Annotated in this window: 20 protein-coding genes and 1 tRNA gene; 11 read left to right on the top strand and 10 right to left on the bottom strand. The window is 61.5% G+C overall.

The features are described from left to right. Nucleotides 1–59 precede the first annotated feature (59 nt). Genes AAEZ08_RS05695 through AAEZ08_RS05680 form a run of 4 tightly spaced genes read left to right on the top strand, consistent with a single transcriptional unit; the run spans nt 60 to nt 3,925 of the window. A complete protein-coding gene (locus AAEZ08_RS05695; RefSeq protein WP_058063979.1) occupies nt 60–314 on the top strand; it encodes a chaperone NapD in 255 nt (84 codons plus the stop codon). Then, nucleotides 314–2,818: a nitrate reductase catalytic subunit NapA gene (napA, locus tag AAEZ08_RS05690; protein ID WP_058063978.1), complete on the top strand. Its 2,505-nt coding sequence runs from the start codon at nt 314–316 to the stop codon at nt 2,816–2,818. The genes AAEZ08_RS05695 and napA overlap by 1 nt, the downstream gene beginning before the upstream one ends. An 11-nt stretch (nt 2,819–2,829) precedes the next feature. Beyond that, a complete protein-coding gene (locus AAEZ08_RS05685; RefSeq protein WP_003282215.1) occupies nt 2,830–3,318 on the top strand; it encodes a nitrate reductase cytochrome c-type subunit in 489 nt (162 codons plus the stop codon). Between the two features lie 10 nt (nt 3,319–3,328). Then, a complete protein-coding gene (locus AAEZ08_RS05680; RefSeq protein ID WP_003282214.1) occupies nt 3,329–3,925 on the top strand; it encodes a cytochrome c3 family protein in 597 nt (198 codons plus the stop codon). A 124-nt stretch (nt 3,926–4,049) separates the two neighbouring features. On the opposite strand, the gene dcd is transcribed toward AAEZ08_RS05680, so the two are convergent. After that, nucleotides 4,050–4,616, bottom strand: coding sequence for a dCTP deaminase (gene dcd / locus AAEZ08_RS05675; RefSeq protein ID WP_003282213.1), 567 nt, complete (start codon nt 4,614–4,616; stop codon nt 4,050–4,052). 328 nt (nt 4,617–4,944) lie between these two features. Between dcd and AAEZ08_RS05670 the strand changes: the two genes are divergently transcribed. Then, nucleotides 4,945–5,154 (top strand): cold-shock protein, encoded by a 210-nt coding sequence (locus AAEZ08_RS05670; RefSeq protein WP_003282211.1) that lies wholly within the window; start codon nt 4,945–4,947, stop codon nt 5,152–5,154. 104 nt (nt 5,155–5,258) lie between these two features. Here AAEZ08_RS05670 and apbC read toward each other — a convergent pair whose 3' ends face one another. Beyond that, entirely contained in the window at nt 5,259–6,353 is a 1,095-nt protein-coding gene (gene apbC / locus AAEZ08_RS05665) for an iron-sulfur cluster carrier protein ApbC (RefSeq protein ID WP_058063977.1), read from the bottom strand. 180 nt (nt 6,354–6,533) lie between these two features. Here apbC and metG point away from each other — a divergent pair, with 180 nt between their 5' ends. The 4 genes from metG (at nt 6,534) to AAEZ08_RS05645 (ending at nt 9,685) form a co-directional block, all read left to right on the top strand. Beyond that, entirely contained in the window at nt 6,534–8,576 is a 2,043-nt protein-coding gene (metG, locus tag AAEZ08_RS05660) for a methionine--tRNA ligase (protein ID WP_500123888.1), read from the top strand. A 60-nt stretch (nt 8,577–8,636) separates the two neighbouring features. Beyond that, nucleotides 8,637–8,849 (top strand): cysteine-rich CWC family protein, encoded by a 213-nt coding sequence (locus AAEZ08_RS05655; RefSeq protein ID WP_500123887.1) that lies wholly within the window; start codon nt 8,637–8,639, stop codon nt 8,847–8,849. Further along, nucleotides 8,839–9,531: a pseudouridine synthase gene (locus AAEZ08_RS05650; RefSeq protein WP_500123886.1), complete on the top strand. Its 693-nt coding sequence runs from the start codon at nt 8,839–8,841 to the stop codon at nt 9,529–9,531. Before AAEZ08_RS05655 ends, AAEZ08_RS05650 begins: the two co-directional genes overlap by 11 nt. 80 nt (nt 9,532–9,611) lie before the next feature. After that, nucleotides 9,612–9,685: transfer RNA gene (locus AAEZ08_RS05645), tRNA-Gly, on the top strand. Between the two features lie 266 nt (nt 9,686–9,951). On the opposite strand, the gene pcaD is transcribed toward AAEZ08_RS05645, so the two are convergent. The 5 genes from pcaD to AAEZ08_RS05620 all read right to left on the bottom strand — a co-directional run bounded on the left by pcaD (nt 9,952) and on the right by AAEZ08_RS05620 (nt 14,849). Next, on the bottom strand, nt 9,952–10,746 hold the full coding sequence (gene pcaD, locus AAEZ08_RS05640) for a 3-oxoadipate enol-lactonase (protein ID WP_181066154.1): 795 nt from the start codon (nt 10,744–10,746) through the stop codon (nt 9,952–9,954). Nucleotides 10,747–10,976: 230 nt separating this feature from the next. Then, the gene (gene pcaF / locus AAEZ08_RS05635) at nt 10,977–12,182 is read right to left on the bottom strand and encodes a 3-oxoadipyl-CoA thiolase (protein WP_102821232.1); all 1,206 of its coding nucleotides are present in this window, start codon (nt 12,180–12,182) and stop codon (nt 10,977–10,979) included. Further along, nucleotides 12,179–12,961 (bottom strand): CoA-transferase subunit beta, encoded by a 783-nt coding sequence (locus tag AAEZ08_RS05630; protein ID WP_500123885.1) that lies wholly within the window; start codon nt 12,959–12,961, stop codon nt 12,179–12,181. Before AAEZ08_RS05630 ends, pcaF begins: the two co-directional genes overlap by 4 nt. Further along, on the bottom strand, nt 12,961–13,815 hold the full coding sequence (locus AAEZ08_RS05625) for a CoA transferase subunit A (RefSeq protein WP_500123884.1): 855 nt from the start codon (nt 13,813–13,815) through the stop codon (nt 12,961–12,963). Before AAEZ08_RS05625 ends, AAEZ08_RS05630 begins: the two co-directional genes overlap by 1 nt. A gap of 191 nt (nt 13,816–14,006) precedes the next feature. Beyond that, complete coding sequence (locus tag AAEZ08_RS05620; RefSeq protein WP_058064072.1) at nt 14,007–14,849, bottom strand: IclR family transcriptional regulator domain-containing protein; 843 nt, start codon at nt 14,847–14,849, stop codon at nt 14,007–14,009. 217 nt (nt 14,850–15,066) lie between these two features. Here AAEZ08_RS05620 and AAEZ08_RS05615 point away from each other — a divergent pair, with 217 nt between their 5' ends. After that, the gene (locus tag AAEZ08_RS05615; protein ID WP_102821230.1) at nt 15,067–15,882 is read left to right on the top strand and encodes a DUF1206 domain-containing protein; all 816 of its coding nucleotides are present in this window, start codon (nt 15,067–15,069) and stop codon (nt 15,880–15,882) included. A 230-nt stretch (nt 15,883–16,112) separates the two neighbouring features. On the opposite strand, the gene putP (AAEZ08_RS05610) is transcribed toward AAEZ08_RS05615, so the two are convergent. Both putP (AAEZ08_RS05610) and AAEZ08_RS05605 read right to left on the bottom strand, forming a co-directional pair. After that, complete coding sequence (gene putP / locus AAEZ08_RS05610) at nt 16,113–17,597, bottom strand: sodium/proline symporter PutP (RefSeq protein WP_003282158.1); 1,485 nt, start codon at nt 17,595–17,597, stop codon at nt 16,113–16,115. Between the two features lie 213 nt (nt 17,598–17,810). Continuing rightward, on the bottom strand, nt 17,811–19,832 hold the full coding sequence (locus AAEZ08_RS05605; RefSeq protein WP_003282156.1) for a TonB-dependent receptor: 2,022 nt from the start codon (nt 19,830–19,832) through the stop codon (nt 17,811–17,813). 226 nt (nt 19,833–20,058) lie between these two features. Between AAEZ08_RS05605 and AAEZ08_RS05600 the strand changes: the two genes are divergently transcribed. Continuing rightward, entirely contained in the window at nt 20,059–20,283 is a 225-nt protein-coding gene (locus AAEZ08_RS05600) for a DUF3203 family protein (protein WP_003282154.1), read from the top strand. A 268-nt stretch (nt 20,284–20,551) separates the two neighbouring features. Here AAEZ08_RS05600 and putP (AAEZ08_RS05595) read toward each other — a convergent pair whose 3' ends face one another. Continuing rightward, a complete protein-coding gene (gene putP / locus AAEZ08_RS05595) occupies nt 20,552–22,036 on the bottom strand; it encodes a sodium/proline symporter PutP (protein WP_003282152.1) in 1,485 nt (494 codons plus the stop codon). Between the last annotated feature and the right edge of the window lie 95 nt (nt 22,037–22,131).

Here is a 22,131-nt window from a genome sequence, read left to right as displayed (position 1 = left end):
CGCTTACTGCCGATCCATTCGGGGTTTGCGCCCTGCTGCCAACGGAAACGGAATTACTGATGGAACACCCCCTGCATATCGCCAGCCTGCTGGTGCATTGCCGTCCCGAGCTGCTGACCGCAATCAAGGCCAATCTGCGCTTGCTGCCCGGTCTTGAACTGCATCAAGAAAATGCCAACGGCAAGTTGGTGGTGGTTCTGGAGGCCGAGCATGAGTCTCGGATTCTCTCTGCAATCGATCACATCCAACACTTGCCTGGCGTGCTTAATGCCGCGTTGATCTACCACGAAGAACTCCTCGAAGGAGACGCCTGATGAGCCTTACCCGACGTCAATTTGCCAAAGCCAACGCTGCGGCCATCGCCGCAACCGTGGCCGGCATGCCGATCGCTTCAACCGCAAGCAATCTGGTTACCGAAGCCGATGCCACCAACCTGAAATGGGACAAGGCCCCCTGCCGCTTCTGCGGCACCGGCTGCGGCGTCATGGTGGCCACCCGCGAGAATCGTGTCGTCGCCACCCATGGTGACGTGAAGGCGGAGGTCAACCGCGGCATCAACTGCGTCAAGGGCTACTTCCTGTCGAAGATCATGTATGGCTCGGATCGCCTGACGCAGCCGCTGCTGCGCATGAAGGATGGCAAGTTCGACAAGCAGGGCGAGTTCCAGCCGGTTACCTGGGACCAGGCCTTCGACATCATGGAGGAGAAGTACAAGGCGGCGCTCAAGCAAGGTGGTCCGGAAGCGATCGGCATGTTCGGCTCTGGCCAGTGGACGATCTGGGAAGGCTACGCCGCGAACAAGCTGATGAAGGCGGGCTTTCGCTCGAACAACATCGACCCCAACGCGCGCCACTGCATGGCCTCGGCGGCGTTCGGCTTCATGCGTACGTTCGGTATGGACGAGCCCATGGGCTGCTATGAGGACATCGAAGCGGCAGACGCTTTCGTGCTCTGGGGCTCGAACATGGCGGAGATGCACCCAGTGCTCTGGACCCGCGTGACGGATCGCCGCCTCAGCGCGCCGAACGTCAAGGTGGCGGTCATGTCGACGTTCGAGCATCGCAGCTTCGAGCTGGCCGACATCCCGATGATCTTCAACCCGCAGACCGACCTGGTGATCCTCAACTACATCGCCAACCACATCATCCAGAGCGGCGCGGTAAACAAGGACTTCATCGAGAAGCACACCAAGTTCGCCAAAGGCGCTACGAACATCGGCTATGGCTTGCGTCCGACCGACCCGCTTGAACTCAAAGCCGAGAATGCTGCGGTGGCCAACACCTGGACCGACATCAGCTTTGAGGATTACGCCGAGTTCCTGAAAACCTACACCCTGGAATACGCTGCAAAGGAATCCGGCGTGCCGGCCGAGCGGCTACAGGCGCTAGCCGAGCTCTATGCCGACCCGAAGGTCAAGGTCATGTCGTTCTGGACCATGGGCTTCAACCAGCACACCCGCGGTGTCTGGGCGAACAACATGATCTACAACATCCACCTGCTTACCGGAAAAATCAGCGAGCCGGGCAACAGCCCCTTCTCGCTCACCGGCCAGCCTTCGGCGTGCGGCACCGCGCGCGAGGTCGGTACTTTCTCCCATCGCCTGCCTGCGGACATGGCGGTCGCCAACCCGAAGCACCGCGCCATCGCAGAGAAGATCTGGAAACTGCCAGAAGGCACCATCCAGGAGAAGCCCGGCTTCCACGCAGTGGAGCAAAGCCGCAAGCTCAAGGACGGCGTACTGAAGGTCTACTGGACCCAGGTGACCAACAACATGCAGGCCGGTCCCAACGTCATGCAGGAAATCCTGCCTGGCTGGCGTAATCCGGAGACCTTCATCATCGTCTCGGATGTCTACCCTACCGTCTCGGCACAGGCAGCGGACCTCATCCTGCCTAGCGCGATGTGGGTGGAGAAGGAAGGCGCCTACGGCAATGCTGAGCGCCGCACACAGTTCTGGCACCAGCTGGTCACCGCACCAGGCGAAGCGCGCTCCGATCTTTGGCAGCTGGTCGAATTCTCCAAGCGCTTCAACGTCGACGAAGTGTGGCCGGCCGAGTTGCTGAGCAAGTCACCGGAGCTCAAGGGCAAAACCCTGTACGACGTACTGTTCAAGAATGGCCAGGTCGACAAGTTCCCCAGCGACGAAATCACTGAGGGTTACGCGAACCATGAGGCCGAAGCCTTTGGTTTCTACCTGCAGAAAGGTCTGTTCGAGGAATACGCCGAGTTCGGGCGCGGTCATGCCCACGATCTGGCGTCATTCGAGACCTACCACGAGACCCGCGGTTTGCGCTGGCCAGTGGTCGACGGCAAGGAAACCCAGTGGCGCTACCGTGAAGGCTACGACCCCTACGTCGAGGCCGGCAGCGAGGTGCAGTTCTACGGCTATGGCGATAAGAAGGCGATCATCTTCGCCCTGCCCTATGACGTGCCGGCCGAAGTACCGGATAAGGACTACCCCTTCTGGCTCAGCACCGGACGGGTGCTCGAGCATTGGCACACCGGCAGCATGACCCAGCGGGTCGACGAACTGCATCAGGCGGTTCCCGATGCACTCGTTTACATGCACCCCGAGGATGCCCGCAAGCTCAACGCGCGCCGTGGCAGCGTGGTGAAGGTCATCAGTCGACGTGGTGAGATGCAAGCGCGGGTGGAAACACGGGGACGCAACAAGCCCCCGATGGGTTTGATCTTCGTGCCGTTCTTCGACGCCAACAAGCTGATCAACAAAGTCACCCTCGACGCCACCGACCCGATCTCCAAGCAGACCGATTACAAGAAATGCGCCGTGAAGATCGAAGTGGTCAGCATCGCCTGAGGAGAACCGCCATGAAATTTCGCCTACTGCCGCTGACCCTGCTCGCGGTGTTCGGACTGGCCATCGCCGCCGAAACCAACTATCCGCTGGATGCACCGGCTCCGGACGGTCGCCGTCCGGGCGGGACCATCACCAAGGAATTCACCCCGCCGAAGCTGCATGACGAGGAAAACAAGGACATCAGACGCGAGCGCAACTATCCGGAGCAACCGCCGACCATCCCGCACAGCATCCGTGGCTATCACGTCGACAAGAACGCCAACAAATGCCTGAGCTGCCACAGCAGGGCGAACAGCGCACGCGCGCAGGCGCCCATGATCAGCATCACCCACTACACCGACCGCGATCACCAGACCCTGGCCGCTGTCGCACCGCGCCGCTACTTCTGTACGCAGTGCCACGTGCCACAGCACGATGTGAAGCCACTGGTGGAAAACCGCTTCAAGAACATCGATGAGCTGCTGTATCGGGAAACCTCACCATCCACTTCCGGAAACTGAGGGGGCCTGAATGAAGTCGATCAAGTCGTTTTTCAAACGCTACTGGGCCGTGCTACGGCGGCCTAGTGTTCACTACAGTCTGGGTGCGCTGACCCTTGGCGGGTTTATCGCGGGCATCATTTTCTGGGGTGGCTTCAACACTGCTCTGGAAGTGACCAATACCGAAGCCTTCTGCATCTCCTGTCACGAGATGGAAGACAACGTGTACATGGAGATCAAGGACACCATTCACTACAGCAACCGCTCGGGTGTACGGGCAACATGCCCGGATTGCCACGTGCCGCATAAGTGGACGGATAAGATCGCGCGCAAGATGCAGGCCTCCAAGGAGGTCTGGGGTACGATTTTCGGCACCATCAACACCCGCGAGAAGTTTCTCGATAAGCGTCGCGAGCTGGCAGAACACGAGTGGGCGCGTCTTAAGGCCAACGATTCCCTCGAATGTCGCAACTGCCATGACTTCGGCTACATGGACTTCACCCGACAAGGCAAGCGAGCATCGGAGTTCCACTCCACCGCCCTGGCCAATGGCGAGGCGACCTGCATCGATTGCCACAAAGGCATCGCGCACAAGCTGCCCGATATGAGAGGTGTGCCGGGCTGGTAAAGACGGGAGGCGCTCTCCCGGTTCGCCGGGCAAGCGCCGTAGCCTGCTCCAACGAGCAGGCAGCAGCTCATAAAAAAGCCCCGGCCATTGGCCAGGGCTTTTTCGTATCAGGCGCTGATGATCCTCAAGCCTTGGGCAGCGTCACACCGCGCTGGCCCTGGTACTTGCCGCCGCGGTCGCGGTAGGAAACCTCGCACTCCTCGTCGGACTCAAGGAACAGCATCTGCGCCACCCCCTCGTTCGCGTAGATCTTTGCCGGTAGCGTCGTAGTGTTCGAGAACTCCAGCGTCACATGCCCTTCCCATTCAGGCTCCAGCGGCGTGACGTTGACGATGATGCCGCAACGCGCATAGGTGCTCTTGCCCAAACAGATGGTCAGCACATTGCGTGGAATGCGGAAGTACTCCACGGTACGCGCCAGCGCAAAGGAGTTCGGCGGAATGATGCAAACGTCGCTCTTGATATCTACGAAGCTCTTCTCATCGAAGTTCTTCGGATCGACCGTCGCCGAATTGATATTGGTGAATACCTTGAATTCGTCAGCACAGCGCACATCGTAGCCGTAGCTCGAGACGCCGTAGGAAATCAGTCGATCGCTGCCCTCGTTGCGCACCTGGCGCTCGACGAAAGGCTCGATCATGCCGTGCTCCTGGGCCATGCGGCGAATCCACTTGTCCGATTTGATGCTCATGGCTGGCGTCCTGATTGAATGAAATGGGCGTGCGAGACGCGCATCTTACCGAGCCTCGCGCACGTGTTAAAGCATGGCTGGTAGGTGCAGCGCAGAGCCTGTCACAGGCTGAAGCTGCCGCTTGGCAAAGAAATCCAAAATAAAGCTCGCTTTGCTCCAGAAAAAAGGTATTGTTACTGGGCTGCTGCTGCATGTGTCACCGTGAATCGCTACATGTTTAGATTTCGATCCAAATATCGATACGACTCCTATCTCCTTGCACACAGTGATGTTCGGACCCTTTCAGTCCGCACTTTATTTTCAAAAACTTGGTTCAAGGAGACATCAAATGTCCAATCGCCAAACCGGTACCGTTAAGTGGTTCAACGATGAGAAAGGCTTCGGCTTCATCACTCCGCAATCCGGTGACGACCTCTTCGTACACTTCCGCGCCATCCAAGGCGACGGTTTCAAGAGCCTGAAAGAAGGCCAGCAAGTTTCCTTCGTCGCTACCCGCGGCCAGAAGGGCATGCAAGCTGAGGAAGTTCAGGTTATCTAACCTGAGTCTTCTCTGAAAAAGCCCCGCTTCGGCGGGGCTTTTTTGTGCCTGCGATTTGCCGCCTGATTCAGGTGGCGGCGTTTGGCGCCGCCGCCACACATCGCTCAGTCGTCGGAAATCACGATCTTCGGCATCGACTGCGCAATGATCTGCCCGCTCTGGGCAATTCGTGCGCCGACCGTACGCGCCACCTCTTGGTAGATCATTGCGATCTGGCTTTCCGGATCGGCAATCGCAGTCGGCTTGCCCGCGTCCGCCTGGCTGCGGATCGCCATTGACAAAGGTAGCGACGCCAGCAGATCGACGTTGTATTGCGCCGCCAGCTTCTCACCACCACCCTCGCCGAACAGATGCTCGGCATGGCCGCAATTCGAGCAGATATGGACGGCCATGTTCTCCACCACACCGAGCACCGGAATGTTCACCTTGCGGAACATCTCCACGCCCTTCTTCGCATCGAGCAACGCCAGATCCTGCGGCGTGGTAACGATCACCGCGCCCGTTACCGGGACCTTCTGCGCCAGGGTCAGCTGGATATCGCCGGTTCCCGGCGGCATATCTACAACCAGATAATCGAGATCGTTCCACGCGGTCTGGGTAATCAGCTGCAGCAGCGCGCCGGATACCATCGGCCCACGCCAAACCATCGGGGTCTTGTCATCGGAGAGGAACGCCATGGACATGACCTGCACACCATGGGCCTCAAGCGGGATGAACGCCTTGCCGTCGCGAATTTCCGGGCGAGTCCCCTCGGCTATGCCGAACATGATGCCCTGGCTCGGGCCGTATATATCGGCGTCCAGCACGCCCACCCGCGCACCTTCGCGCGCCAGTGCCAAGGCAAGGTTCGCAGCCGTCGTGGATTTGCCGACGCCACCCTTGCCGGATGCCACGGCGATGATGTTCTTCACATTGGCCAGAGCCGGCACCTGATCCTGCGCCTTGTGTGGACGCACGACGCAATCGACCTGAACATCGGCACGGCTGACGCCCTCCAGATTCTCGATTGCCATTGCCAGCATTTGCGCCCAGCCACTGCGAAACAGCGCGGCGGCATAGCCGAGTTCCAGCTGCACACTGACCCGATCACCCTGCACCTCGATCGAACGCACACAGCCGGCGCTCACCGGATCCTGGTTCAGATGGGGATCGGTGTACTGACGCAGTACGGTTTCCACAGCTTCGCGGGTGACGGACATGGTTACTCCTGGAAAGACCGAGCAAAACAGACAGGCATCTTACCCTGCCCGCTAGTTCCGAGCCCATCTGCGACCGAGCGATGCGTAACGGAGCCACGGGATGGGCAGCGCGGATGAAAAATACGCGCCGGACCTTTATAGTTGCAGACTTTCCTCCGCAATTCCGACTGCAGATTTCCCATGTCCGAAGCTCGTCAGATTCTCGTTACCAGCGCCCTGCCCTATGCCAACGGTTCGATCCACCTTGGCCACATGCTCGAGTACATCCAGACCGACATGTGGGTGCGCTTCCAGAAGCTGCGTGGCAACCAGTGCATTTACGTCTGCGCCGACGACGCTCACGGCTCGGCGATCATGCTGCGCGCGGAAAAGGAAGGCATCACGCCTGAACAGCTGATCGCCAACGTGCAGGCCGAACACAGCGGTGATTTCGCTGATTTCCTGGTGGAGTTCGACAACTTCTACTCCACCCACTCGGAAGAAAATCGCGCGCTGGCCGAGCTGATCTACACCCGCCTGCGCGACGCCGGCCACATCGCCACCCGCTCGGTCACCCAATATTTTGACCCTGAGAAAGGCATGTTCCTCGCCGACCGCTTCATCAAGGGCACCTGCCCGAAGTGCGCCGCCGAAGACCAGTACGGCGATAACTGCGAAAAATGCGGTGCCACCTACGAGCCGACCGAGCTGAAAGACCCGCGCTCGGCAATCTCCGGCGCGACGCCGGTACTCAAGGACTCCAAGCACTTCTTCTTCAAGTTGCCGGACTTCGAGGCCATGCTCAAGCAATGGACCCGCGGCGGCGCACTGCAGGAGTCGGTAGCCAACAAGATCGCCGAATGGCTCGACGGTGGACTGCAGGAGTGGGACATCTCCCGTGACGCGCCTTATTTCGGCTTCGAGATCCCGGGCGAGCCAGGCAAGTACTTCTACGTCTGGCTGGATGCGCCGATCGGCTACATGGCCAGCTTCGAGAACCTGTGCAAGCGCCGCCCGGAACTCGACTTCGACACCTTCTGGAGCAAGGATTCCACTACCGAGCTGTACCACTTCATCGGCAAGGACATCATCAACTTCCACACCCTGTTCTGGCCGGCCATGCTCGAAGGTGCCGGCTTCCGCAAGCCGACTGCCGTCAACGTGCACGGCTACCTGACGGTAAACGGACAGAAGATGTCCAAGTCACGCGGCACCTTTATCAAGGCGCGCACCTACCTGGATCACCTGAATCCAGAATACCTGCGCTACTACTACGCGTCCAAGCTGGGCCGCGGTGTGGACGACCTTGATCTGAACCTCGAAGATTTCGTGCAGAAGGTCAATTCCGATCTGGTCGGCAAGGTGGTCAACATCGCCAGCCGCTGCGCTGGCTTCATCCACAAAGGCAATGGCGGCTTGATGGTCGACGCCAACCCCGAACCGGAGCAGTGGGCCGCCTTTCAAGCCGCTGCGCCGAGCATCGCCGAGGCTTATGAAGCCCGCGACTTCGCGCGCGCCATGCGCGAGATCATGCACCTGGCCGACCTTGCCAACGCCTGGATCGCCGACAAGGCGCCCTGGGCACTGAACAAGGTTGAAGGCAAGCAGGCCGAGGTGCAGGAGATCTGCGCGTTCGGCGTCAACCTGTTCCGCCAGCTGGTTATCTTCCTCAAGCCGGTACTGCCGAACCTCGCCGCAGCTGCCGAACAGTTCCTCAATGTTGAACCGCTGCGCTGGGACGATCACGCAACGTTGCTGGTCAGCCACCAGCTCAACGCCTTCACCCCGCTGATGACCCGCATCGAGCCAGCAAAGATCGAAGCCATGATCGAAGCATCCAAAGAAGACCTCGCCTCCAGCGAAGCCGCAGCTGCCCCGGCAGGCAATGGCGAACTGGCCAAACAGCCAATCGCCGCGGAAATCAACTTCGACGCCTTCGCCGCGGTCGATCTGCGCATTGCGCTGATCGAGAAGGCCGAGTTCGTCGAAGGCGCCGACAAGCTGCTACGTCTGACCCTGGACATCGGCGATGCCAAGCGCAACGTGTTCTCCGGCATCAAGAGCGCCTACCCGGACCCGAGCAAGCTGGAAGGTCGCCTGACGCTCTACGTCGCTAACCTGGCGCCACGCAAGATGAAGTTCGGCATGTCGGAAGGCATGGTCCTGGCGGCGGGCCCTGGCGGCAGCGAGATCTACCTGCTGAGCCCCGATAGCGGCGCCAAACCCGGCCAGCGCGTCATGTAAACCGGCTTTCGCGTGCCGGGCTCTCGACCGGCACGCACCCCGACGCTTAACGGAAACGCCATGAGCGAGCCTGTAGAACCTTCCCGATGCCCGCTTTGCGGTCAGCCCAACCAGTGCGGCGAGTGCGCCCCTGCCGCCGTCCAGCCCTGCTGGTGCTTCACCACCCCCATTCCTGAGCACGTGCTCGAGCGCATTCCTGCCACGCTCCGAAATCAGGCCTGTATTTGCCCGCGCTGCGCTCACAGCCAAACCGCTCCTCCAGATGCGCCTTGACCGCTACCTCGCCAATCGCGCACGCCTAAGCCGTCAGGACGTTCGCCGCCTGCTGGTCGACGGCCGAGTGCAAGTGAATGGCGAAGTCAGCCAAATCATGGATCAGGAAATCCGCGTATTTGACCGAATCGAGCTGGATGAAGAATTGCTGCAAGCGGGGAAGGTGGCGCGCTACCTGATGCTGCACAAACCGACAGGCTGTGTCAGCGCTACCCAGGACGCGACACACCAGACCGTGCTCGACCTGATCGACGAGCCGGATAAGCAAGACCTGCACATCGCCGGCCGCCTCGACTTCAACACCACCGGCCTGATGCTGCTGACCAACGACGGTCAGTGGTCACGCCGCCTGACCCAGCCGGCCAGCCTGCAAGGCAAGGTCTACCTGGTTGAAACCGAAGACGAAATTGACCCCGCCTGCGTCGAAGCGTTTGCTCGAGGCATGTACTTTCGCTTCGAGAACCTCACTACCCTTCCCGCCGAACTCGTAATACTCGGTTCAACCAAGGCCCGCCTCACCCTGCACGAGGGTCGCTACCACCAGGTCAAGCGCATGTTCGGTCGCTTCAACAACAAGGTCACCGCCCTGCACCGCGAAAGCATGGGTCCCCTGATGCTGGACCCAGCACTTGAGCCGGGTCGCTACAGATCGCTGACTGACCACGAGATCGCGCAGATCTAGGCCGTTTTAGGTCGCCAGCCAGAAAAACCCGGAGTCGCCCTTCATTTCAGCCAAGCCTTCTGGTACAAAGGCACCCCAAAGCGGGCGTCGTATAATGGTATTACCTGAGCTTCCCAAGCTCATGACGAGGGTTCGATTCCCTTCGCCCGCTCCAGACACCTAACGTTAAGGCCCTGTTTTTACAGGGCTTTTTCGTTTCTGGGGATATGACAGCCCGTTTCCAAAAATCCGCGTATGCATGTGGTTGCCACCACGGATTATTGCCTTTCGATTGCTAGTAGGAAGTGGCGGCGGGGCAATGTGTGCGCACCAAAAGAGCGTGGTGGGCTGAAGCCCACCCTGCCGAAGAGAGCACTAGAGTGGACCACGCTCGATTCGCGGTTGGGTTAGAGGCTTCGGCCAATGTGGCTTTTGCACCGGTCACGCTTGGCTACGAAGGAACGCTAGAACGCCGCGGGTGAAGTTTTCGCCTGCCTCGACATTCGACAAATGCGCGGCTTCGAACACCACCAATTGCGCGTCAGCGATGCGTTGCTGTACGAACTCGCCGTGTTCTATGGTCGTGACCGGGTCCTGACCGCCGCACACCACCAGGGTCGGGGCTTTGATTGTGCCAAGTTTTTCGCGGAAGTCAGCATCGCGCACGGCAGCGCAGTTGGCGGCGTAGCCTTCTGGTGAGGTGGCGGCGATCATGTCGGCGATACGGGTGGCGGCTTGAGGCTCACGCTGGCTGAAGGCTGGGGTGAACCAGCGACTGATGGCCGCGTCGCGCATCTCGGCCATGGCCTGTTGCTGGCCCTTTAGGACAGTTTCGATACGCTCGTTCCAGACTTGATCGCTGCCAATCTTCGCCCCAGTGTTACACAGCACCAGCCCCTGCAGCCGGTCGCTGGCATTGATTCCGAGCCACTGGCCAATCAGCCCGCCCATGGACAGGCCGCAGAAGGAGAAGCGCTCGATGCCCAGTGCATCGAGCAGGGCCAGCACATCCCTTCCCAGCCGCTCGATACTGTAGGGCGCCTCGGTGACGCTCGACTCGCCGTGGCCGCGCGTATCGTAGCGTAGCACTCGAAAATGCTCTGAAAATGCGGGAATCTGCTCGTCCCACATGCCCAGGCTGGTACCCAGAGAGTTGGACAGCACCAGCACAGGCGCGTTATCCGCGCCGTCAAATCGGTAGTTCAGGCAGGTATCAGCCAGTTTCACGGTTGGCATGGTCATCCTCGTTCGTTGAGGGAATGGCGTCGGCCATGGCGCGTTCGTTTCTGCGGCGCGCATGGCTCAAGTTAAAGGCCGGCACAGCTCAGCGCGACTTTTCGGCTTACAACAGCGCCCTTTGCAGTTCGAAACGTAGCCGGACCTTGGCAGTTCGCCAGCCGTTTACGCCCGGGTGGTAAGCCAGTGGTGGGTTGAAGCCCACCCTACGGTTCAGTGATGGGACCGAATCAGATCCTTTCCACCACTATTGCCAGGCCCTGCCCTACGCCGACGCACATGGTCGCTAGACCGAGACGGCCGCCGGTTTTCTCCAGCTGGTGAACAGTCGTCAACACCAGTCGAGCGCCGCTCATGCCAAGCGGATGTCCCAAGGCGATGGCGCCGCCGTTGGGATTCACCATAGGACTGTCATCCGGCAGGCCGAGATCGCGAGTCACGGCCAGGCCCTGCGCGGCGAAGGCTTCGTTGAGCTCTACTACGTCGAAATCGCTTACCGCAACATTCAGGCGTTCGCACAGTTTGCGCACCGCCGGCACGGGGCCATACCCCATAATGCGCGGTGCGACGCCGGCGCTGGCCATGCCAAGCACCTTGGCGCGGGGCTTTAGGCCGTACTTCTGCACCGCTTCGGCGCTGGCGAGGATCATCGCTGCCGCGCCGTCATTGACGCCCGAGGCGTTGCCGGCGGTGACGGTCTTGTCAGGGCCGTTGACCGGCTTGAGCTTGGCCAGCGCCTCGGCCGTTGTATCGGCGCGCGGGTGCTCGTCGGTATCGACTACCGTTTCGCCTTTCTTTCCCTTAATCACCACCGGAACGATTTCTTCGGCAAAGAACCCGCTCTGTTGCGCTACCGCCGCTCGCTGCTGGCTACGCAGAGCGAAAGCATCCTGATCGGAGCGGCTGATCTGCCACTCATCGGCGACGTTGTCGGCGGTCTGCGGCATGGCATCCACGCCATACATTTCCTTCATCTTCGGATTGATAAAGCGCCAGCCGATGGTGGTGTCCTCGATCTTCTGAGTACGACCGAACGCCGTATCGGCCTTGCCCATCACATAGGGCGCGCGGGACATGGACTCGACACCGCCGGCAATCGCCAGCTCCATTTCACCGCAGGCGATAGCACGAAACGCGGTGCCCACGGCATCCATTCCCGAAGCGCACAGGCGGTTGAGGGTCACGCCCGGTACCGTGTCCGGCAGGCCGGCGAGCAGCGCGGCCATGCGCGCAACATTGCGGTTGTCCTCCCCAGCCTGGTTGGCGCTGCCCATGAACACTTCATCAATAGCCGCAGGATCGAGCTGCGGATTACGCTCCAGCAGCGCCCGCAACGGGATCGCAGCCAGGTCGTCAGCGCGTACGATCGCCAACGCACCGCCGAAGCGGCCGATCGGTGTGCGTACGGCGTCGCAGATGTATACGTCGCGAGTCATTCCTCTCCCCCTTGCTGGCCATGAGCGGCAGCGGTTCTGGCCTCCAGCGCGCGCAGCGCTTGCAGCTCATCTGCGCGAGGCGCTTCGGTAGTGCCAAGCGTTTCGGCGAAGCGGATTGCCCAGCCTGTGTTCGCCACCACCTGCTCGCGGGTCACGCCCGGATGCAGCGCGGTGACGATGAATTCGTTGGTGCCTTCTTCCGGTTCCATGATGCACAGATCGGTAATGATCGCCATCGGGCCCTTGCCAGGGAGGCCCAACTGCTTGCGGTGATCGCCGCCCTCACCGAAGCCGACCGAGGTGATGAAAGCCAACTTGTCGACGAAGGTGCGAAGCGACTGCTTGAGGATGATCAGGACTTGCTTGGCGCTACCGGCGATCTCCGGTGCGCCGCCGGCGCCTGGCAGGCGCACCTTGGGCTGGTGGTAGTCACCGATCACGGTGGTGTTGATGTTTCCGTACTTGTCCACCTGCGCGGCGCCGAGAAAGCCGACGTCGATACGCCCGCCCTGCAGCCAGTAGCGGAAAATTTCGCCAGTCGGCACCACCGTGTCGGCAGTTTCGGCCAGCTCGCCGTCACCGATGGAAAGCGGCAGCACCGAAGGCTTGGCGCCAATTGGGCCGGATTCGTAGATCAGCACCACTTCCGGTGCGTGGGTCAGGCGGGCCAGGTTGGCGGCTTTGGATGGCAGGCCGATGCCGACGAAGCAGACACTGCCATTGCCCAACCGGCGGGCCGCTGCGACAGTCATCATTTCGTTTGTGCTGTAAGCGCTCATCAGTTGGCCTCCTGCTGGACGATCTTCGCGCGATAGGCGGCAAAGTCGGCGGTGCCGCGAATGTAGGTGTCGATCCAGGCGCTGAACGCTTCGCGGTCACGAGCGATCGGGTCCCAGGCCTGGTAGAAGCGGTTGTCGCGCTCGTAGTAGCCATGCGCGTAGGACGGGTGCGCACCACCCGGCACCAGGCACACTGCGCTCAGGGCCCAGGACGGCAGCACGCAGGCGTTCATCGGCGCCTGAAGGTCATCGACGATCTCTTCGACGGTGACAATGCAGCGCTTGGCCGCCAGGGCTGCCTCCTTCTGCACGCCGAGGATGCCCTGAATCAGCACGTTGCCCCTGCGATCGGCCCTCTGTGCGTGGATCACGGTGACGTCAGGACGCACGCTGGGCACGGCCGCCAGCACTTCCCCGGTGAACGGGCAGGTGACCGACTTGATCAGCGGATTGACCTTGGGCAGGTCGGAGCCGGCGTAAGCACGCAACACCGCAAACGGCAGACCTGAGGCGCCGGCGACATAGGCGTTGGCGAGGTCGGCATGGCTGTGTTCCTCGATCTCCAGCGGCTGCGGCCAGCCCTTCTCCACCGCATCGCGCAGACGATGCAGCGAGCCGACGCCGGGATTGCCGCCCCAGGAGAAGATCAGCTTCTTCGCGCAACCGGCACCGATCAGCAGGTCGTAGACAAGGTCCGGTGTCATGCGCACCAGGGTCAGGTCCTTGCGCCCTTGGCGCACGATTTCATGGGCAGCTGCGGTGGGAATCAGATGGGTAAAGCCTTCCAGGGCGACGGTGTCGCCATCCTGGACAAAGCGCTCGACGGCTTCGCGGAGCGAGAGGAGTTCAGCCATGAGTCGGATCTCGTGTTGTTTTCAGACGCCGATTGCGTTGTGAAAACGTTAACGGTCCATCCCCAGCCAAACAATCCGATAATCGACTTATTGTTCGATAATCGAACAACATTAGGACACTGGTGCGCGACGAAACGACGCCGACCTCAGCGCGCGAGGCGACCCAGAGCACCGTAGCTGCCGGCGGCCGATCAATGGAACAGTCGCGTGCTCAGTTCGCGGCTTGCTTCCAGCAGCACGGGCAGGAATCGGGTTTCCAGCTCCTGACGCGAGACGCGGCCGGCGTGGGTGCCGACATTCAGCGCAGCCAGCACCTGCCCAGCGGAATCCTTCAGTGGAACGGCCAACGAACGCAGGCCCATTTCCAGTTCCTGATCGATGATGACCCAACCCTGCAGGCGAATCTCGGCGATGTTCTCGCGCAGCGCCTCCGGGCTGTGCAAGGTGCGGCTGGTTTTTACCTGCAGGTCGGCTCGCCCCAGGTAGTCGTCGAGCGCCGCGTCATCCAGCGCCGCCAGCAGGATGCGGCCCATCGACGTGCAATACGCCGGCAGCCGACTGCCCACCGACAGGTCCACCGAAATCAATCGCTGTGGCGTGGCCGAGCGCGCCACGTAGAGCACCTCGTCACCCTCCAGTGTCGCCATCGAACAGGCCTCGTGAAGCTGCTCGCTGAGGCGGTCGAGAATCGGTTGCGCGGTGACTGCCAACGGCGTGGACGACAGATAGGCGTGGCCAAGGGTCAGTACCTTGGGCAGCAGCGAATAGGTGCGTCCGTCGGTGGTGACGTAGCCGAGTTTCATCAGGGTATGCAGGCAACGGCGCACCGCGGCGCGAGGTATTTCGGTGCGGTGGCTGATCTGCGCAATGGTCAGGTGGCGCTTGCGCTCCTGGAAAGCGTGAATCACGGCCAACCCGCGCGCCAGCGAAGTCATGAAGTTGGGGTCGCCGGTCAGCGCCTCGATGCGCTTGGCGGGCGACGCAACGATGGGGGGCGCCATCGTCGGCTGAAGAACGCGCGGGCCATCGGTCATGGCTGGAAACCCAAGAATGTTGGTGACTGGGCGATTATCGACACCTCGACCGGTAATCGCCACCACTATCCCTCTGATGAGTCCCCATGAGCGAATTTCCGAGAGTCTTATCTCGGCCGTCTTAGCCTTCCTAGGCCGAACCGAGTCGGACAGAGCGCGTCTACTGAAACAGACCGCACAAGCGGTAACGCACTCATGACCCAATGGAGAATGGTGGATGAATGTAACCCGCGGAGTGGTCTCGCTGGCACGTAGTGGCTATGCGGCACGGGGCGTGGTGTACGTGATCGTCGGCTTTTTCGCCATCATGGCCGGGCTTGGCTCCGGTGAAACGGTGGATACCCGGGGTGCAGTGCAGCAACTGCTCGGCCAACCGTTCGGAGCGATACTCCTGTGGCTTGTGGTGATCGGCCTGCTTGCGCATGTGGCCTGGCGACTGACCCAGGGTATTGGCGATACCGATCAGCATGGCCACGATGCCAAAGGCCTGCTGATTCGCACCGGGCTGGTAAGTAGCGGCGTGGTCAACCTGTTGCTCGCCCTATTCACGCTGAGCCTGCTGGTAAGCGGCTTGGACCGCTTCTCCGAGGGTGGTGGCGGATCGGGTGGTGAAAGCACCGACAGCCTGATGCGTATCCTCGGCCTCAAGCACTCTCACTGGTTGATATGGGCAATTGCACTGGTTCCGCTTGGGGTCGGCGTTGCACACCTGATCAAAGCCTGGCGCGCGCATTTCGAGCGCTACTTCCAATGCGATGACGGCACCATGCGTCTGGTCCGTCCCATCTCCCGCGTCGGTCTGGCTGCACGCGGTTGTTCGTTTTTGATCATCGCCGGGCTGCTATTCATGGGTGGCAGCCGCTATGAGCCCACCGATCCACCCGGCCTCAAGGAGGCGCTCGAAGCGCTACAGGGAATGCCCGCAGGCGGTGTACTACTCCTGGCAATCGGCATTGGGATGCTCGCGTTCGCGGCGTACAGCTTCGCCGAGGCGCGCTGGCGACGGATTGATTTGTCGGAAGTGATGAATTGAGGGGGTGGACTAGAGCCCGGAGTGAGAGCGCCGCACGTGCTGAATCATCAGGCAGGAAGGTGGGCTGAAGCCCACCCTACGGTGAATACGCAACGCGCGGCGCATCTGTAGAGCTGGCTTTAGCCCACCACCGGCTCGGTATTGCGCCCACCATGGCACGGGCTTTGGGCATCATTGATTGCAAACAAGGCGCAGGCTAAGCCGTGCGCTCAACCTGCGCGCTACCCTCATCAACCAGCGTGGTAATCGGCGTCCGCTTCTTCGAAGCGCTTGACGATTGTCGGCGCCGGTTCGGCGCCCATCTTGCTCACAACATAGATGGCAATGCTGGCGAAGATGAAACCGGGGATGATTTCGTACAGGCCCAGGCCGATGAATTCCTTCCACACCACCACCGTGACCGCACCGACCAGCATGCCGACCAGTGCGCCGTTACGGGTCATGCGTTTCCACAGCAGCGAGATCAGCACCACCGGCCCAAACGCGGCACCAAAGCCGGCCCAAGCGTAGGACACCAGACCCAGGACCTTGCTCTCCGGGTTGGAGGCGATGCCGATGGCGATCAGGGCGATCAACAGCACCATGCCGCGGCCGACCCAGACCAGTTCGGTCTGCGAAGCATTCTTGCGCAGCATGGCCTTGTAGAAGTCCTGCGTCAGCGCGCTGGAGCTGACCAAGAGCTGCGCACTGAGGGTACTCATCACCGCTGCCAGCACGCCAGAAAGGATGATGCCGGCCACCCACGGGTTGAACAGGATCTTCACCAGCTCCATGAACACCCGCTCGCCGTTCTGGCTAACCGCACCTGCCTGCTCCGGATGGTCAGCGAAGTAGGCGATGCCGAGAAAGCCCACCGCGACCGCGCCGGCCAGCGTCAGGATCATCCAGGTCATGCCGATGCGGCGGGCGTTGGGGATGGTCTTGATCGAGTCGGCGGCCATGAAACGCACCAGAATGTGCGGCTGGCCGAAATAGCCCAGGCCCCACGCCAGCAGCGAAATGATGGCGACGAAGGACAGCCCGCGGAACATGTCGAAGTTGGCCGGGTTCTGCGCTTCGATAGTGGCCATCGCGGTGCCCATGTCGCCGAGGGCGAGAATGACGAACACCGGGGTGATCAGCAGCGCAAAGATCATCAGCGTGGCCTGTACGGTGTCAGTCCAGCTCACCGCCAGGAAGCCGCCGATGAACACATAGAGGATGGTCGCCGCCGCGCCGACCCACAGTGCGTACTCGTAGGGCATGCCAAAGGTGGACTCGAACAGTCGCGCACCGGCCACCACGCCTGACGCGCAGTAGATGGTGAAGAACACAAGAATCACCAGCGCAGAGAAGATCCGCAGCATGCGGCTCTCGTCTTCGAAACGATGGGAGAAGTAATCCGGCAGGGTCAGGGCGTTGTGGTTGTGCTCGGTGTGCACGCGCAGACGCCCGGCGACAAACAGCCAGTTCAGCCAGGCGCCGACGATCAGGCCAATGGCGATCCAGCTTTCCGACAGGCCGGCGACGAAGATCGCGCCGGGAAGGCCCATCAGCAGCCAGCCGCTCATGTCCGAGGCGCCGGCCGATAGCGCGGTGACGAAGCTGCCGAGACTGCGGCCGCCGAGGATGTAGTCGGAGAAGTTCTTGGTGGCGCGGTAGGCGATGAAGCCGATCAGGATCATCGCCGCGATGTAGACCACGAAAGTGATCAGAGTGGGTGTGCTGACGTTCATGGGACTTGTTTTCCTTGTTGGTCCTGACGTTCCATCGCCAGCGCGGACAACGACCGGCACCCGCAACGGAACAATCGAGGGGCGCAAGGATAGCGCGTCATCCGCGTACTTGCGCGTGACCGTGAGGTTCTGCGTGCCAGACCGCCTTCCTTAACGAACGAGGGCCGACAGTAGCTGCCGGTCCTCAAGGTTGCTGCAGGAGACTTGCTCGCCTTAGAACGCCAGGCGCACGCCCACGGTCAGGTTGCGCCCAGGCAGCAGCACCTCATCCTTGATGAACGAGGTGTGCTGACGGGCCTTCTCGTCCAGCAGGTTGTTAGCCTTGAGGTAGAGCAGGTAATCGGTCTGGTTCAGCGAGCCGCTGTAACCGAGGCTGGCACCGAGCATGTTGTAGCCGCCGGTCTCGCTTTCGTAATCGGCCAGCTCGTCCTGGCGCTGCACGCGATAGAACTCCAGCTGGCCGTTGAGCGCCGGAGTGAAGCTCTGGTCCACCCGCACACCCAATCGATCGGCGGGAATACGCGGCAGGTCGCCGCCGCCGTCGCGCAACTTGCCGCGCACGTGATCACCGAACAGGGTGAAGGCGGTAGCGTCAGTCGCCTGGAAGCGCACCTCCCCTTCCGCCCCGGTGAGCACGGCGTCCTGCTGGCGGTACTCGATCTCGCGGTAGCCGCCGCCGATATCGTTGCCGGTATCAGCGGCATAAATGAAGTCATCCACCTCGTTGCGGAAGACGCTCAGGCTGAAGGTCGTGCGGCCGGCGAACTTGCGCAGGGTGATCTCGGCGTTATGCGAGGTTTCCTCCTCCAGGTCGACATTACCCAGCTCGACGGTGCGGGTCGCGGCATGCGGGCCGTTGGCGTAAAGCTCTTCGGCGCTGGGCAGGCGTTGCGAGCGCGTCAGCGAGAAGCCCAACGAGTACTGCGGAGCGAAGGTCCAGACCGCACCGGCGGACATCGAGGTGCCGCTGTGATCGGTATCCGGGCGGCCATCGGCATCGATGTCCTGCCATTCGTGACGCAGGCCGAGTTCATAGCGCCAGGCGCCGGCGGTATATTCCTCGAGCAGGAACAGGCCGTGATTGCGCGTCAGCGTCTGCGGCACGTAGGCCTCCTCGCCGAGGGCTTCGAAGTCACGCCGCAGGGTCTGTGCGCCGAGCACGCCGCGCCAGCCGAACAGCGGCTGATGGGTCAGTTCCAGGCGGGCGTCGGTGGCGTCATTGTTGAAGCGGGTGCCCACTTCACCGCCTTCGATTTCCTTGTGCTGATAGTCGCTGTGGCCGATGCGCAGCCGCGCCAGCTCGAAGCCCGGCAGCGGATCGCTCAGCTCGCCACGCAGATCCCAGCGCTTCTGGCGCATGTCGACATAAGGCACGCTGCCATGCTCGTCATGATCATGGTCGTCGTCATCGTCGTGATCATCATGGCCACCGCAGTGCCAGTCGCTGCCGTGGGTGTGGCAATCGGCGTGCTCATGGGCCAGCAGCCCGTAGCGGTTGTTCTGCTCACCGTAGGCGGCGCCGATGTAACCGCGCTCGCCGATAAAGCTGGCGCCGAGATTGAAGCTGTCGGTGTCGTTGTAGGAGCCTTCCTGCTTATTCGGCGAACCGGGGATTTCATACGGGTCGGCCTGGCGCTTGGTGCCTTCGGCACGTACGGCGAAGTTGCCGCTCCCGGCGGTGATGCCGAACACCCCTGCCCCTTCGTTGGCAACGCTGTTGGCGCGCAGTTCCAGCTCGCCTTCGTAGCCTTTCTCTGGCACGCGGGTGGGAATCTTCTTGTCGATGACGTTGACCACACCGCCGATGGCGCCGCCACCGTAGAGCAGGGTTGCCGGGCCCTTGAGGACCTCGATGCGCTCGGCCAGTAGCGGTTCGCTGGTCACCGCGTGGTCGGGGCTGATGGTCGAAGCATCGAGCAACTCCACGCCATCACTCAGCACCTTGACCCGCGCACCGTCAAGTCCACGAATCACCGGACGCGCCGCACCGGCACCGAAGCTGCTGGAGCGTACGCCGGGCAGGCTTTCCAGCGTTTCGCCCAGCGTCGCCTCACGACGCAGCACCAGTTCGTCTCCCTCCATCACGGCAGCCGGCGTGGTCATCTCATGGCTCTGCTTGCCCAGACCGCTGGCGCTGACCACGACGGATTGCAGTTCGACCGGTTCGGCGGCCCAGGCAGCCGGAACCAGGGCCAGGCTGATCGCCCAGGCCAGGGGGTGACGCTTCAGTTTCATGTGATTCTCCAGACAGTGGCGGTTGCCTTGCGAGGCAACCGAAGACGGCTGTGCGCCGGCAACCGGTAGCGGTGCCAGCTTCGCGGGGCGAGAACTTAACATGTTATATCGTAACGTTTAACACTGTTTTTCTGGCTATGAGTACAACGGAAGGGCCTTCGACGTGGTCGAAATGGAAACGCCGTGCGACCCGCGCTCGGCTTTGCATCGCTTCGGGAGATAGATCATGACCGTAGACATCGATACCACTACCGGCACCTGCGCTGTGGTTATCAAGGGCAACACGCACCGCAGCGCCTTGATGGACGTCCGCATCACCACCGATCCCCAGGCACGCATGTCGGTGATGAATATCGACGGCACCAGCATCCACGTGCCGGAAGACGAAGCCGAACACCTGATCGCGGCAGGTGCGGTGGACGACCGGTCCAACCTAGTGGCAGACGACTGATCCCACGACTAGAAAAACAAAACCCCGGCTAGCCGGGGTTTAGTGATTCGATTTGCATCTGGGATGGGCGGTTACGCCAGGCAAGGACCCAGGCGCAGCTGTCTAGAGACATCAGCAACGCCCTACCCCCTCGTCAACTACGTGAGTCGCTCTTCGATCAGCGTCGGTTATGTGGTGGGCTGAAGCCCACCCTACATCGGACTTCGGCATTGAAGCAGCAGCTTTTGTAGGGTGGGCTTGGGCCCACCCTCCGCCGTGCGCGCCACCCTCAACCAGCGTGATAATCCGCGTCAGCTTCCTCGAAGCGCTTGATGATGGTCGGGGCCGGCTCGGCGCCCATCTTGCTCACGACATAGATGGCGATGCTGGCGAGGATGAACCCGGGAATGATTTCGTACAGGCCCAGGCCGATGAACTCCTTCCACACCACCACGGTGACGGCACCAACCAGCATGCCTACCAGCGCGCCGTTGCGGGTCATGCGCTTCCACAGCAGCGAGATCAGCACTACCGGCCCAAACGCGGCACCAAAGCCGGCCCAGGCGTAGGACACCAGGCCCAGCACCTTGCTCTCCGGGTTCGAAGCGATGCCGATGGCGATCAGCGCAATCAGCAGCACCATTGCCCGGCCGACCCAGACCAGCTCGGTCTGCGACGCATTCTTGCGCAGCATGGCCTTGTAGAAGTCCTGTGTCAGCGCGCTGGAGCTGACCAAGAGCTGCGCACTGAGGGTGCTCATCACCGCCGCCAGCACGCCGGATAGGATGATGCCGGCAACCCAAGGGTTGAACAGGATCTTCACCAGTTCGAGGAACACACGCTCACCATTCTGGGTGACTGGCCCGGCCAGTTCCGGGTGCCCGGCGAAGTAGGCGATACCGAAGAAGCCCACCGCCACGGCGCCCGCAAGGGTCATGATCATCCAGGCCATGCCGATGCGGCGGGCGTTGGGAATGGTCTTGATCGAGTCCGCCGCCATGAAGCGCACCAGGATATGCGGCTGGCCGAAGTAGCCCAGGCCCCAGGCCAGCAACGAGATGATCGCGACGAAAGATAGTCCGCTGAACATGTCGAAAGCCGCCGGATTCTGCGTGGCAATGGTGTCCATCGCAGCACCCATGTCGCCCAGCGCCAGGATGACGAACACCGGGGTGATCAGCAGCGCGAAGATCATCAGCGTCGCCTGCACGGTGTCGGTCCAACTGACAGCGAGAAAGCCACCGATGAACACATAGAGGATGGTCGCCGCGGCGCCGATCCACAGTGCGTACTCATACGGCACGCCGAAGCTGCTCTCGAACAGACGTGCACCAGCGACCACGCCCGAGGCGCAGTAGATGGTGAAGAACACCAGAATCACCAGCGCAGAGAAGATCCGCAGCATGCGGCTCTCGTCCTCGAAGCGGTGCGAGAAGTAGTCCGGCAGCGTCAGCGCGTTGTGGTTGTGCTCGGTGTGCACGCGCAGGCGACCGGCGACGAATAGCCAGTTCAGCCAGGCGCCGACGATCAGGCCGATGGCGATCCAGCTTTCCGACAGACCGGCGACGAAGATCGCACCGGGCAGGCCCATCAGCAGCCAGCCGCTCATGTCCGAGGCACCGGCCGACAGCGCAGTGACGAAGCTGCCGAGGCTGCGACCGCCGAGGATGTAGTCGTCGAAGTTCTTGGTGGCGCGGTAAGCGACGAAACCGATCAGGATCATCGCCGCGATGTAGATCAGAAAAGTGATCAGCGTGGGTGTACTGATGCTCATGTGTGTCCCTCGTTAGTTGTTGTTCGGCGCAACGCGAGCGGACCCACGCTGCACCTTGGCAGAGGGCGATAGCGAAAAGGCCATCACCTGTGACA

Source organism: Pseudomonas sp. E45-MNA-CIBAN-0222, assembly GCF_040310405.1.
GTDB classification, from domain to species: Bacteria; Pseudomonadota; Gammaproteobacteria; order Pseudomonadales; family Pseudomonadaceae; genus Stutzerimonas; species Stutzerimonas stutzeri_AC.
The sequence above is the reverse complement of the archived record's forward strand: the minus strand, read 5'-3'. Positions and strand labels throughout refer to the sequence as shown.